This is a genomic window from Streptomyces sp. NPDC021356, assembly GCF_040641015.1.
Classification (GTDB): Bacteria; Actinomycetota; Actinomycetes; order Streptomycetales; family Streptomycetaceae; genus Streptomyces.
In genome coordinates, this window is sequence record NZ_JBFACU010000007.1 from 118,924 (window position 1) to 131,765 (window position 12,842).

Below are 12,842 nucleotides of genomic sequence, written 5' to 3' on the forward strand. Positions count from 1 at the left end.
CATCACGGTGTACCGATTCGTCCACGATAGTGGACCACGTCAGGCGTGTGAACCTCTTATGGAACTTACGCTCCCACCCCGGAGGCTGTCATTCCGAAGGGTCGCGGCTCCGGAAGAACTCCAGCACCTCCGTGTCCGTCGCCCGAGCGTGCAGGAAGTAGTCGGCCCAGGCGGCGATGTCCTCGTAGCCGCACTCCGCGACCAGCCGGGCGGTCGCCGCCTCGATGTCGAACGGTGTCACCCGCAGATCGACGCCCGGGCCGAGCAGCCCCCATCCCCTATCCCGCCCCTCCCCCACCCCCCTGTCCCTCCCTCTCCAACGCCTCCGCCAGCACCTCCGCCAGGTGGCGACCCCGCACCCCCGCCAGTTGCTCCAGTTGTGTGCGGCAGGAGAAGCCGTCGGCCAGGAGCACCGTGCCGTCCGGGGCGTTGCGCACCGACGGGAGGAGTTGTTCCTCGGCGCAGGCCGTGGAGACCTCCCAGTGGCCCTTCGCGAAGCCGAAATCGCCTGCCAGGCCGCAGCAGCCGCCCGCGAGGTCGCCGGTCAGGCCCGCCGCCGCGCGCAGCCGCCGGTCGGCGTCGTCTCCGAGTACGGCGTGCTGGTGGCAGTGGGTCTGGCCCGTGACCGGGCGGTCCAGGCGGGGTGGCCGCCAGCGCGGGGCGTGGCGCTCCAGTGTCTCGGCGAAGGTCAGGACGCGGTCGGCCAGGCGGCGGGCGCGCGGGTCGTCGGGGAGCAGGTCGGGCAGGTCGGTGCGGAGGGCGGCGGCGCAGCTCGGTTCGAGGACGACGACCGGAGCGGCCGTGTCCAGGACGGGCTCCATCAGGTCGAGGGTGCGGCGCATGACGGCGCGGGCCTGGTCCAGCCGGCCCGTCGAGACGTACGTCAGGCCGCAGCAGACCCGGCCCCGGCCCCGTAGGAGGGATGCGGGGTTCAGTGTCGCGGACCTTCCGTCGCCGATCTGCGGTCCGGGCAGTCGCAGGGTCGGCGGCAGCGCCACGCGCAGCCCGGCCGCCTCCAGCACCCGTACGGCGGCCTGTCCCACGGACGGCGAGAGGTGTTCGGTGAAGGTGTCGGGCCACAGGACGACAAGGTCACCGCCATTCTCCCGGCTCCGCCGCTGTCGTCTGCGCCACCAGCGGGTGAAGGGCTGCGCCGCCAGGCGCGGGATCTCCCGTTCGGGTGCGATTCCGGCGAGCCGTTTCGCCACGGCGGCGAGGGGGCGCAGGGAGGCGAGTGCGTTGAGGGCGGGTGCCGTGCGGGTGGCCGCTGCCCAGCGCAGCCAGCGCGGGAGCAGGCCCATGGAGTAGTGGGCGGCGGGGCGGCGTCGGCCGACGTAGTGGTGGTGGAGGAACTCCGCCTTGTAGGTGGCCATGTCGACGCCGACCGGGCAGTCGGAGCGGCAGCCCTTGCAGGACAGGCACAGGTCGAGCGCGTCCCGCACCTCGGTCGACCGCCAGCCGTCGGTGACCAGCTCGCCCGCGAGCATTTCGTGCAGCAGCCGGGCGCGCCCGCGTGTGGAGTGCTCCTCCGCGCCGGTCGCCCGGAAGGAGGGGCACATCACGGCGGCGCCGGGCGCCTGGGTCGTACGGCATTTGGCGACGCCTACGCACCGGCGCACCGCCGCCGCGAAGTCGCCGCCGTCGGCCGGGTACCCGAAGGTCACGTCGACGGGCTCGCGTGGCAGCGCGGCGAACCGGAGGTTCGCGTCGAGCGGGGCCGGGCGGACGAGGATCCCCGGGTTGAGCAGGTCGTCCGGGTCCCAGATGGCCTTGGCCCGTTCGAACAGGGCGACCGTCTGCGGGCCGTACATCCTCGGCAGCAGTTCGGCGCGGGCCTGCCCGTCGCCGTGCTCCCCGGACAGGGAGCCGCCGTGTGCCACCACCAGGTCGGCCAGTTCCTGCGAGAAGTGCCGGAAGCGGCCGACGCCCGCCGGGCTCAGCAGGTCGAAGTCGATCCGGACGTGGATGCAGCCGTCCCCGAAGTGGCCGTAGGGGGTGCCGCGCAGTCCGTGGTCCGCCAGCAGGGTCCGGAAGTCCCGGAGGTAGGCGCCGAGCCGGTCCGGCGGTACGGCGCAGTCCTCCCATCCCGGCCATGCCTCGGTGCCGTCCGGCATGCGCGTGGCCGTGCCGGCCGCGTCCTCCCTTACGCGCCACAGCGCGCGCTGTGCGGCCGGATCGGTGACGGTCAGGGTGTCCACGGCGTCGGCCGCGTCCGCGATCGCCCGCGCACGCGCGTGTGCCTGGGCTTCCGTGTGCCCGCCCGTCTCCACGAACAGCCAGGCGCCGCCCCGGGGGAGTCCGGTGGTCGCGGGGGGCACCAGGTCGCGTGCCATGCCCTCCACGGTGAGCGGCCGGTGGGGCAGGAGGCCGGCCGCCGCGTCGGCGGCGGCGCTCTCGTCGGCGTACCCGAGCACGGCCAGCGCTCGCGCGGCGGGGAGCTTCGACGAGTCGTAGGACCGCTTCGGTCAGTACGCCCAGGGTGCCCTCGGAGCCGCAGAAGGAGCGGGCCACGTCGGCGCCCCGCTCGGGCAGCAGGGCGTCCAGTGCGTACCCGGAGATGCGGCGGGGCAGGTCGGGGAAGCCGGTGCGCAGGCGGGCCAGTTCGTCCTGCGCCAACTCCCGCAGCCCTTGCGGTGCCCCGGCCCACTGCTCCGCGGGCCGCAGCCGCTGCCCGCGCGCGGTGAGCACGGACAGCTCCCGTACGTTGTCCGCGGTCGTGCCCCACGCCACCGAGTGCGAGCCGCACGCGTTGTTGCCGATCATTCCGCCGAGCGTGCACCGGCTGTGGGTGGAGGGGTCCGGTCCGAAGCGCAGCCCGTGCGGCGCGGCGGCCTCCTGGAGCCGGTCGAGCACCAGGCCGGGCTGGACGACGGCGGTCCGCGTCTCGGCGTCGAGGGACAGCAGCCGGTTCATGTGCCGGGTGAAGTCCAGGACCACGCCCGTCCCGGTCGCCTGGCCGGCGATGGACGTGCCGCCGCCGCGCGGCACCACCGGCACGCCGTGCTCCCGGCACACCTGGAGCACCGCCGCCACGTCGTCGGCGTCCCGCGGGGCCACCACGCCCAGCGGGACCCTGCGGTAGTTGGAGGCGTCCATGGTGACCAGCGCCCGGGAGGTGACGTCGAAGCCGACCTCGCCCCGGACGGCAGCCCGCAGTTCCGCCTCGAGGGCCGTGGGATCCGTCATGGGTCCAGAATGCATCCGGCCACGGATCGTCACGCCGAGTTGTCCACAGCGACGCTGATCTCATCGTACGAACTCACCATCACATCACTCCTTGATCTCGTCTCATCGGACGGACACGGTTACGTCCGGTTTGGCCCACCGGCTACCCTCCGACTCGTGGCCGACATCCAGATCCCCGCTGACATCAAGCCCGCCGACGGACGTTTCGGCGCGGGCCCCTCCAAGGTGCGCACCGAGGCGCTGGACGCCCTCGCCGCCACCGGTACGTCCCTCATGGGCACCTCCCACCGCCAGGCTCCCGTCAAGAACCTGGTCGGCAAGGTGCGCGAGGGCATCAGCGAGCTGTTCCAGCTCCCCGACGGGTACGAGGTCGTCCTCGGCAACGGCGGCTCCACCGCGTTCTGGGACATCGCGACCCACGGTCTGATCGAGAACAAGTCGCAGCACCTCACCTTCGGTGAGTTCAGCTCGAAGTTCGCCAAGGCCGCCAAGCTCGCACCGTGGCTGGCCGAGCCCACCGTCGTCTCCGCCGATCCGGGGACGCACCCCGAGGCGCACGCCGAGGCCGGCGTCGACGTGTACGCCTTCACGCACAACGAGACCTCCACCGGTGTCGCCATGCCCATCGAGCGGGTGGCGGGCGCCGACGAGGGCGCGCTGGTCCTCGTGGACGCCACCAGCGGCGCCGGCGGCCTCCCCGTCGACGTCTCCGAGACCGACGTCTACTACTTCGCCCCGCAGAAGTCCTTCGCCTCCGACGGCGGCCTGTGGATCGGCGTGTTCTCCCCGGCGGCGATCGAGCGCGCCGAGCGCGTCCACGCTTCCGGCCGCCACATCCCCGAGTTCTTCTCGCTCCCCACGGCGATCGACAACTCCCGCAAGAACCAGACGTACAACACCCCGGCGCTGGCCACCCTCTTCCTCCTCAACGAGCAGCTGGAGTGGATCAACGGTCAGGGCGGCCTCGCCTGGTCCACGGCCCGCACGAAGGACTCCTCGACCCGCCTGTACACCTGGGCGGAGGAGTCCAAGTACGCCACCCCGTTCGTCACCGACCCGGCCAAGCGTTCGCAGGTCATCGGCACGATCGACTTCGCCGACGAGATCGACGCCACCGCCGTCGCCAAGGCCCTGCGTGCGGGCGGCATCGTCGACACCGAGCCGTACCGCAAGCTCGGCCGCAACCAGCTGCGCATCGCGATGTTCCCGGCGGTCGACCCCGCGGACGTCGAGGCGCTGACGAAGTGCGTCGACTACGTGATCGAGAAGCTGTAGCCGTCTCGCCTACGACGCGCGAAGGGCGCCCCGCGGAGTACGTCACCGTCTCCGCGGGGCGCCCTTCGCGCGTACGCAGCAGATCAGAACTGCCGCAGGAACGCCTGCCAGCTGTCGCCGGACACGGTGAGCAGGGGGCCGTCCTGCTGCTTGCTGTCGCGGACGGCGCGGCCACCGGGGGCCGTGTCGGCGACCTCGACGCAGGCGTTCTCCTGCCCCGAGTACGACGACTTTCGGAAGGGGCTTACAACCTCGGTCACGATGCGTCTTCCTTCAAGCTCCGGAGTATGCCCCGGATGAGCTTCGCGCTCGCGTCCGGCGCCAATGCCGACGATCGTAGTAGGTCGTAGGCATTGGCGTAAGCGGCAAGGTCCTCGGCCCCTTCGAGGACCGAAGCGCCCCGCAAGTTGTCCATGGCGACGGCTTCGACTGTCGGTTCCTCGTCGAAGCTGAAGGAGTAGAAGGCCGAGGAGTAACCGGCCAGAACACCCGCGCTGAACGGCAGCACCTGCACGGTGACGTTCTTCCGCTTCCCGACCTCAAGGATCGCGGACAACTGCTCCCGGTGAACCTGGACGTCCACCAGCGGCTGTGTGATGACTGCTTCCCAGAGGATGGCTGTGTACGACGCCCCGCCCTCTACGATCTTCGCCTGCCGTCCCACACGCACCTTCACCAGTTCGGCGACCCGCTCCGGTTCGATGTAGTGGGGGCCACCGGCGATGACTGCTTCCGCATAGGCCGAGGTCTGCAGAAGACCGGGCACCATGACCGGCTGCCACTCCCGGATATACGTCGCGTCGTCCTCCAGCGCGATGTGGTCGACGTAGTCCGGACGCAGGTGCGCCGCGTGCTCGAGCCACCAGCCCCGGTTCTTCGAGTGCTTGGCCAATTCCTCCAGCTTCGCTCGCACTTGCGGGTCCGTGATGCCGTACGCATCGAGCAGCAGCCGCACTTCGATGACACGCGCGGTGACGTGGCCCGTCTCAATGCGGCTGACCCGCGCCTGACTTGACGCGATGACCTCGGCGGCCTGCGGCTGGTCGAGCTTGGCTGCCAGTCGGTACTGCCTGAGCGCCGTTCCCAGACGCCGGCTACGTACGGTCGGTCGTCCCCCTGCGGGCATGGGATCTCCCCTCTCCTCGGCGCAACGATGCCACACCGACGGCCGATGCCGAGAACGGTTCACTCGATCGAGTGGACAGGTGAATGTATTCAGTTGAGCGGGTTGTGCGTGAACTGAATACGGCCCTAGCTTCAGCCCCATGCCCGAAACCAAGACTTTCCGCATCCCCAAGCACAGAAGCCAAGCCCCCACAGCCCGACAGCACTTACGCAAAGCCCTCGCGGACTGGGGCATCACCGACGACCTCGCCGACGGCGTGACCCTGCTGGCCAGCGAACTCGTCACCAACGCCGTACTCCACTGCCGGGTCGCCTACGCCCGGGTCAGGGTCGCCCTCACTTTGAACGGAACCGAACTGCTCCTAGAGGTATCCGACCCCGACCGGGACAGGCTCCCCCGGCTCCACGACGCCGCCCCGGACGAGGAGGGCGGGCGCGGGCTGGCGCTCGTAGCGGCGTTGGCCGATGCGTGGGGGTGCCGGCAGGAGCCGTACGCGAAGTGCGTGTGGGCCCGGTTCACGCTGGCAGAGCTGGCGGAGGGGGAGAGCGCTCGTGCCGTTCCGGCGGGTGCGTGAGGCGGTCGGCCACCTCTTCGCCCGGTCGCGCGCCCCCGCTTCCGGCGCGGACGACCGGGACCTCGGGCGGGAGGTCCGCGCGCCGGACCCGTACGTGTGGCGGCTGCCGAGGCCGTACGACAGCTGGTGGCGTCGCTGCGCGACTGAGTCGCGCCCTTCCCGCATCCATTCATCACCCAGAGCGATCAGCTCGCCACCTTGGTGATACGGGAAGGACACACCTATGCCCCCACGGAAACGGCCTATACGCCCTCGACCTCACCGACGCCTCCTGCCCGTCCCGGCCGGCCGGGACGGGCGCACCCCGACGGTCCCCCAACGCCCCCACGCAGAACAGGACCCCGGTGCACCACCACGCCTACCTGTGGACCGGTCCGAAGGCCCGGTTCGATCAGGACGCGCTACGGCGCCCGCCGCACCCTGAGCCGCCCCCGCCCGGGAGCCGGCCCGAGTTGATCCAGCGGTACCGGGAGGTCGCCGCGGAGTTCCCTACCTCCGACCTGCCTCCGCTGGAGACGGCGTACTGGCTGGTCAAGCCGCGCACCGCGGTCCGGGGCAGCTGGCCCGACCCGGGAGGCGCGGCGGCCTGGCTCGGTGATCGGCTGGCCGAACACGCGCCCCGGTTCGCGTCCCCGGCCGAGCGCGCCCCGGGCCGCCTGGCCACCCTCGTCACGGCCGCCGCCGAACGGCTGCGGTCGGGCGGTGACGTGTCCCTCGGCTTCTACCTGGAACGGCCCTCGTATCTCTCGCTCGCCCTGGTGACCTGCTCACCGAGCCGGACCCTGCCCCACCTGCCCTGCCCACTCGCCGCGCGGACCAGGTGACTGGGCCGCCCGCCCAAGCACCTCCGTGTCCGCGTCCTCATCCGACGCCGTCGCGGACGATACTGCGGGCCACCTCGGCGCGGGCGCCGGTGAGTTCGGCGGTGATGCGGCCGAGGCGGTCGTCGTCCAGGAGGACGGCTGCCTGTGCGGGCGGGCCGGCGAGGAGGCAGGCGCGTCTGAGGTGGGTCGGCGGGTGGGTGGAGTCCACGCTGTGGCCGCGCCGGGCCCCCGCACGCCGCTGGCGCTCGTACTCGTGCTCCGGGACGGACGCCATGTGCGCGGCAAGCCGCGGCCAGAGCCCGTCCGTGCCGTCCGCGGAGGCCGTCGCCGTCCTGCGGGCCGAACGCGACCCGGTCAGCGCCGCGTTGTTCCTCTCGCGCCGCAGGAAGACGTCGACGGACTCCGCGACCAGAAATTGGTCCATGAGGCCCGCCGCGGCCTCGGTGGAGGCGGCGCGGGCCGCCTCACGGTCGGCCAGGTACTCGGCGCGCTGGGTCGCTCGCAGCGTCAGGTGGTCGAGGAGGGTCAGCGTGCCCTGGACGAGCAGCAGCGGCACGGCGTAGACCACGTTCACGACCATCTCGGTGGCGTTCGGCCGCGGGATCGGCAGGAAGTAGTAGTGCCACGTGGCCAGGGAGCGCAGCGCCGTGTCCACCACCCGACCGTGCCGGGTGTCGCCGTTGCCGTAGTGGCCCAGCTCGTGACCGAGGAGGGCGACCTGCTGCTGCGGGGTCAGCACCTCCCACAGGGGCAGGCCCAGGGTCAGGGCCCGGCGGCCGCGCACACCCTGGGACATGACGCTCGCGTTGATCTCCTTGCCGACCGTGATCGTGTCCACGCCGCGGGTGCCGACGACCCCGGCGACCTCGTCGATCAGCGCGTACAGCTCCGGCGCGTCGGCACGGTGCAGCACGGTCCCCTCGGCGGGCGGCCCGGACAGCCGCGGGCGCAGGGCCACGGCGATCGCGAGCAGCACCACGCCCAGTACCACGAGGCCGCTGCCCCAGCCCCACACGAGGCAGTAGACACCGCCCGCCAGCAGCGCCACGGTGAGGCCGTGCACGCAGAGGGCGATGGCGTACGCGAGCATCGCGGCACCGTCCCGCCACGCCCGCAGTTCGGCGCCGTCCTGCGTCACCTCGGCGTGCAGCTTCTCCCCGTACCGCCGGGCCAGGGCACGCCGGGCCTCCTCCAGCCTGCCCTGCCGTGCCCGCTTTCCCTGCCTGCCCCGCTCGGCCTGCTTCTCCCGCTTCTCCTGCTCCTCCTGATGGCGCCTCGGGTCGACGTTCCAGTCGCAGGCCGCGCACCAGACGGTGAACCGGTCGTCCACGGGGATCCCCGCCCCGCATTCCGGGCACGGCTGTGTCGTTTCCCCCACGGCAGCAGGCATGAAGGCCTTCTCTCCCCTCCCCGCGGCCCCTCCCCAAGGGCCGCCCGAACATGGCAGAGGAATCTGATCACGCGAACCGCCCCGGGTAAAGCGGCCGGCTTCAGGACCTCCGCCGCCGGAACAGCCTCCCCAGCCCGAACACCGCGAGGACCGCCGCAAGCACCGCCACCGCGCCCGTCGTGAGCTTGCCCGACGTGCCGCCTTTGCCGTCCGAGGTGCTGGAACTGCCCTCGCCGGCAGGGGATTTCGCGTCGCCGCCCCCTCCCCCCGGCGCGTCCTGCACCTGTACCGGGCTGTCGGCGCCCTCCGTGCCGTACAGCAGCTTCGTGCCGTCGACGCTGTAGGTGATCGACTCGCCCTGCCGTTGCAGCGGGACGTCGAGGCGGCCGAGGCGTTTGATCCTGCCGCCGTTCCAGTCGTAGTAGATGCCGCCGAAGTAGCCGCGGACGGCGAGCCGGGTGCCGTCGGGGGAGAACGCGGCGTCCGTGGCCCACAGGTCCACGGGGGCGATGGGCTTGAAGATGTTGGTGCCGGAGGTGGACAGGTGGGCCGGGCCCTCGAACAGGTGGCCGCCGTCCTCCTTCTTGTCGATGATGTACACGCGCCCCGTCTTCGGGTGCACGATCAGCGACTCGGCGTTGCGGGCGCCGTCCGCGTACTTCACCACGTACTGCGTGGCCCGCACCGTCTGGTCCTTGAGCTCCTTCGGCTCGGGCAGCTTGTAGATCCACACGTGCGGCCAGGTGCCGTCGAGGTTGTCGCCGATGTCACCGACGTAGATCTCGTTGCCCGGGCCTATGGAGATCGCCTCGACGTCGCGGGGGCGGCCCACGCCCTTGAGGGTGACGGTGGCGACGGTCTTGCCGGTGCGGCTGTCCACCGCGTAGATGTACGGCCCGTCGTCGCTGTCGTTGTGGGTCCAGTAGATGCCGGGGTGCAGGTGCGAGGCGGCCAGGCCGCTGGACTCCTTGATCCTCGGGTCCTTGATCGTGAACCCGCCGTCCCCGTCGGCGGCGAAGGCGGGCGGGACGGCGACGGGCACGGCGAACGCGCCCACGAGCAGGGCCCCGGCAAGCAGGGCGGACGGTCGGCGCATGCCCCAAGCCTGCCATCCCCCGGGCCCGTTCACGTCAGGTGGCGGGCCTCACCCCCTCCGCGCACCCCTCGTGCACCACCCGCCGCCCCGATCGTCCATCATGAGCGGATGCTCAGGTTCATGCCCGTCGGTGACTCCATGACGATCGGGAGCGCGGGCGAACACACCTGGCGCTACCGGCTGTGGCAGCACCTGCGCGACACGTACGGGAGGCCGTACGCCCTCGTCGGCCCGCGCGAGGCGCTGTACGACAAGGCGGCGGACGCCCCCGTCTCGTACGAGTACGCCGACCCGGACTTCCCGCGCGCCCACCTGGCCGGCTGGGGCGAGGGCTGGACGCACATGGCCCCGCTCATCGGCGAGGCGGTGCGCGCGCACCGGGCGGACGTGCTGCTGGTCTCCCTCGGCCTGATCGACCTCGGCTTCTACACCGACGCCGAGCAGACCGCGGCGAACGTGCGCGCCTTCGTCGCCGGGGCGCGCGCCGCGAACCCCCGCGTCCGGATGGTCCTGCTGCCCGTCATACCCAACGTCCGCGCCGACACCGACGCGCCCTTCGCCGCGCAGGTCTCCCTCTTCAACGAGCTGCTGGCGAAGGCCGTGGCCGACCTGGACGAGCCGCGCTCGCCGCTGCTGCTCGCGGCCCCGCCGGACGGCTACGACATCCACCGGGACACCTACGACGGCACGCATCCCAACGCGAGCGGCGAGCACGCCATCGCGGGGGCGTTCGCGGAGGCGATGTACCGGGAGTGGGGAATCGGACAGCCGTACGTGGCTGGAACAGGTTGACCGGATTCCGGCGTCTCCTCGTCACGGTGCGTATCGTTGTTCTACGCGGTTGCCCTCTCCGTGAGGCGACCGGGGAGGAGCGCCACGATGACCGTCCTGGAAGACAGGATCGAGATGACCGACGCCGGCACCGAGCAGTTGGACGCGTGGTTCGAGCGTCTTGAGCGTATGCCCGTCCCCGAAGGATTCAGGGTCGAGATCGTCGGGGGCAGCGTCTTCATGACACCGCAGCGGAGCATTCATTGGGAGGTCATCCGAGGGTTCCTGTGGGCCCTTGAAGACAGGTTCGGACGGGACGTGCGGGTGTTCTCCGACGTCCGCATCGACTTCCCGGGCCACCAGAACGGCTTCTGCCCGGACGTCGCCCTGCTCAAGGACACGGCGAAGAAGGACGACACGGGCCACTGGCGCCACCAGGACGTCGAATTCGTCGCCGAGGTCATCTCCGAGGGCACGGCCCAGAACGACTACGGCCCGAAGAAGGCCGCCTACGCGGAGGCCGAGGTTCCCCTCTACGTCATCGCCGATCCTTACCAGGGGCGGTGTTTCGTATACACCGATCCCAAGGACGGCGACTACGGGGACAGGACCGTGGTCGACTTCGGTGACGACATCGACCTGACGGGCACGGTGGTCGACCTCGTCCTCAAAACCGACGCCTTCCCCCGCGACTGAGCCGGGTCGCCCTTGCCTGGAGCGCACTCCAAGCCGTTGGCTTGGTGGTCATGAAGTACACACAGCTCGGACGCACCGGACTCAAGGTCAGCAGGCTGGTCCTCGGCACGATGAACTTCGGTCCGCAGACCGACGAGGCGGACAGCCACGCGATCATGGACGCGGCACTGGACGCCGGGATCAACTTCTTCGACACCGCCAACGTGTACGGCTGGGGCGAGAACAAGGGCCGCACCGAGTCGATCATCGGCAACTGGTTCGCCCAGGACGGCGCCCGCCGGGACAAGGTCGTCCTCGCCACGAAGGTCTACGGCAACATGGGCGCCGACGGCGAGGCCTGGCCCAACCACGACAAGCTCTCCGCGCTCAACATCCGGCGAGCCGTGGACGCCTCCCTCAAGCGGCTCCAGACCGACCACATCGACCTGTACCAGTTCCACCACGTCGACCGCAGCACTCCCTTCGAGGAGATCTGGCAGGCCATCGACGTCCTCGTCCGGCAGGGCAAGATCCTCTACGCCGGATCGTCCAACTTCGCCGGCTACAAGATCGCCCAGGCCAACGAGACCGCGGCCAGGCTCGGCTCCTACGGCCTGGTCAGCGAGCAGTGCCTGTACAACCTGGTCGAGCGGCGCGCCGAGATGGAGGTCATCCCGGCCGCGCGGGACTACGGGCTCGGCGTGATCCCGTGGTCGCCGCTGCACGGCGGGCTGCTGGGCGGCGTGCTCAAGAAGCAGGCCGAGGGCGGCCGGCGCGCCGGCGGGCGGGCAGCGGACTCCCTCGCCGACCCGGCGCTGCGCGGCAAGATCCAGGCGTACGAGGACCTGCTCGACAAGCACGGCCTGGAGCCGGGCGAGACCGCGCTGGCCTGGCTGCTCACCCGGCCCGGTGTGACCGGCCCGATCGTCGGTCCGCGCACCGGCGAACAGCTCGCGTCCGCGGTGCGCGCCGTCGAGCTGGAACTGAGCGGGGAACTGCTGAGCGAACTGGACCAGGTCTTCCCGGGCCCCGGCCCGGCGCCGGAGGCTTTCGCCTGGTGAGCAGGCCCCGTACGGGAGTGCCGGCGTAGAGCGAAGGCGTGAGTGCGCGGGCGCGGCGGCTGAGCGCGGCATCCGCCGCCTCGGCAGGCCCGGTGCCTGAGTGCCGGCGTAGAGCGAAAGCGTGAGTGCGCGGGCGCGGCGGTCGGGCCGCCGCGCCCGCCGTCACCGGCCGAGCGCGGCCGCTACGGCGACGACAGCCAACATCAGCACAAGCGCACCGGCCATGATCCGGTTCCGGGTTTTCGGGTCCACGTCTTCGAGACTAACCGGCCCCGCCGAAAGCCTGTCCGGCGGACCCGAGCGGCCGGCGGGCGACGGGCTCGTAGCGGGGCTGCTCGCCGGGGACGCCCGACGTCGGCAGATCGCTGCGGACGAGGACGATCTCGCCGACCGTCCAGGTGCGGCCGGTGAAGTCGGCGAGCATCCGGACGTGCGGCCGTACGTCGACGCCGTCCCGGCCCCGCGCCAGCGTCAGGTGGGCCTTGTACCGGCGGTGCTCCCCCATCTCGACGCCCGCCTTGCGCGCCGCGGCCTCCGCGCGCCCGGCGAGCAGCCGCAGGGACTCCAGGTCGCCCTCCACGCCCGCCCACAGCGCCTTCCCGCGCCCGAACCTGCCGCCGCCGCGCAGCGCGAGCGGGAAGGGTTCGGTCCGGCGCGCCGCTTTCGCCAGGCGCGCCTCCAGCTCGGGTACGGCCTCCTCGCCCACCTCGCCGTAGAAGGCGAGGGTGAGGTGCCAGCCGGGGCGCCCGGTCCAGCGCAGCCGCTCCGAGCCGGGCAGCCCGCGCAACGCCGCCACCTCGGCCGCGAGGGCGTCCAGGACGTCGTCCGGGGGCAGCAGGGCGGCGAAGAGTCTCATGGGACCAG

The 12,842-nt window shown here is 71.7% G+C and carries 12 protein-coding genes and 1 pseudogene; 6 read left to right on the forward strand and 7 right to left on the reverse strand.

Annotation, left to right across the window (positions count from 1 at the left end; genetic code table 11):
* Positions 1-88: 88 nt before the first annotated feature.
* Positions 89-241 (reverse strand): hypothetical protein, encoded by a 153-nt coding sequence (locus AB0G56_RS11345; protein ID WP_360967118.1) that lies wholly within the window; start codon positions 239-241, stop codon positions 89-91.
* 37 nt (positions 242-278) lie between these two features.
* Positions 279-3,186 (reverse strand): annotated as a pseudogene (locus tag AB0G56_RS11350) (FAD-binding and (Fe-S)-binding domain-containing protein).
* 156 nt (positions 3,187-3,342) lie between these two features.
* Here AB0G56_RS11350 and serC point away from each other — a divergent pair.
* On the forward strand, positions 3,343-4,461 hold the full coding sequence (serC, locus tag AB0G56_RS11355; protein ID WP_360967121.1) for a phosphoserine transaminase: 1,119 nt from the start codon (positions 3,343-3,345) through the stop codon (positions 4,459-4,461).
* Between the two features lie 83 nt (positions 4,462-4,544).
* Here the strand turns inward: serC and AB0G56_RS11360 are convergent, their stop codons facing one another.
* Both AB0G56_RS11360 and AB0G56_RS11365 read right to left on the reverse strand, forming a co-directional pair.
* On the reverse strand, positions 4,545-4,721 hold the full coding sequence (locus tag AB0G56_RS11360; RefSeq protein ID WP_360967124.1) for a DUF397 domain-containing protein: 177 nt from the start codon (positions 4,719-4,721) through the stop codon (positions 4,545-4,547).
* The gene (locus AB0G56_RS11365) at positions 4,718-5,587 is read right to left on the reverse strand and encodes a helix-turn-helix transcriptional regulator (protein WP_360967127.1); all 870 of its coding nucleotides are present in this window, start codon (positions 5,585-5,587) and stop codon (positions 4,718-4,720) included. Before AB0G56_RS11365 ends, AB0G56_RS11360 begins: the two co-directional genes overlap by 4 nt.
* Before the next feature lie 139 nt (positions 5,588-5,726).
* On the opposite strand from AB0G56_RS11365, the gene AB0G56_RS11370 reads away from it, so the two are divergent.
* Positions 5,727-6,161 carry an ATP-binding protein gene (locus AB0G56_RS11370; RefSeq protein ID WP_360967130.1) on the forward strand — a complete coding sequence of 145 codons (435 nt, stop codon included), beginning with the start codon at positions 5,727-5,729 and terminating at the stop codon, positions 6,159-6,161.
* Positions 6,162-6,505: 344 nt separating this feature from the next.
* Positions 6,506-6,985 carry a hypothetical protein gene (locus tag AB0G56_RS11375; protein ID WP_360967133.1) on the forward strand — a complete coding sequence of 160 codons (480 nt, stop codon included), beginning with the start codon at positions 6,506-6,508 and terminating at the stop codon, positions 6,983-6,985.
* Between the two features lie 37 nt (positions 6,986-7,022).
* Here AB0G56_RS11375 and AB0G56_RS11380 read toward each other — a convergent pair whose 3' ends face one another.
* Both AB0G56_RS11380 and AB0G56_RS11385 read right to left on the reverse strand, forming a co-directional pair.
* Entirely contained in the window at positions 7,023-8,315 is a 1,293-nt protein-coding gene (locus AB0G56_RS11380) for a M48 family metallopeptidase (RefSeq protein WP_360967136.1), read from the reverse strand.
* 160 nt (positions 8,316-8,475) lie between these two features.
* The gene (locus AB0G56_RS11385; RefSeq protein ID WP_360967139.1) at positions 8,476-9,471 is read right to left on the reverse strand and encodes a WD40 repeat domain-containing protein; all 996 of its coding nucleotides are present in this window, start codon (positions 9,469-9,471) and stop codon (positions 8,476-8,478) included.
* 108 nt (positions 9,472-9,579) lie between these two features.
* On the opposite strand from AB0G56_RS11385, the gene AB0G56_RS11390 reads away from it, so the two are divergent.
* The 3 genes from AB0G56_RS11390 (at position 9,580) to AB0G56_RS11400 (ending at position 11,978) form a co-directional block, all read left to right on the forward strand.
* The gene (locus AB0G56_RS11390) at positions 9,580-10,263 is read left to right on the forward strand and encodes an SGNH/GDSL hydrolase family protein (RefSeq protein WP_360967142.1); all 684 of its coding nucleotides are present in this window, start codon (positions 9,580-9,582) and stop codon (positions 10,261-10,263) included.
* An 87-nt stretch (positions 10,264-10,350) separates the two neighbouring features.
* On the forward strand, positions 10,351-10,938 hold the full coding sequence (locus tag AB0G56_RS11395; RefSeq protein ID WP_360967145.1) for a Uma2 family endonuclease: 588 nt from the start codon (positions 10,351-10,353) through the stop codon (positions 10,936-10,938).
* Positions 10,939-10,988: 50 nt separating this feature from the next.
* Positions 10,989-11,978, forward strand: coding sequence for an aldo/keto reductase (locus AB0G56_RS11400; protein WP_360967147.1), 990 nt, complete (start codon positions 10,989-10,991; stop codon positions 11,976-11,978).
* 262 nt (positions 11,979-12,240) lie between these two features.
* Here AB0G56_RS11400 and thpR read toward each other — a convergent pair whose 3' ends face one another.
* Positions 12,241-12,834 carry an RNA 2',3'-cyclic phosphodiesterase gene (gene thpR, locus AB0G56_RS11405; RefSeq protein WP_360967150.1) on the reverse strand — a complete coding sequence of 198 codons (594 nt, stop codon included), beginning with the start codon at positions 12,832-12,834 and terminating at the stop codon, positions 12,241-12,243.
* Between the last annotated feature and the right edge of the window lie 8 nt (positions 12,835-12,842).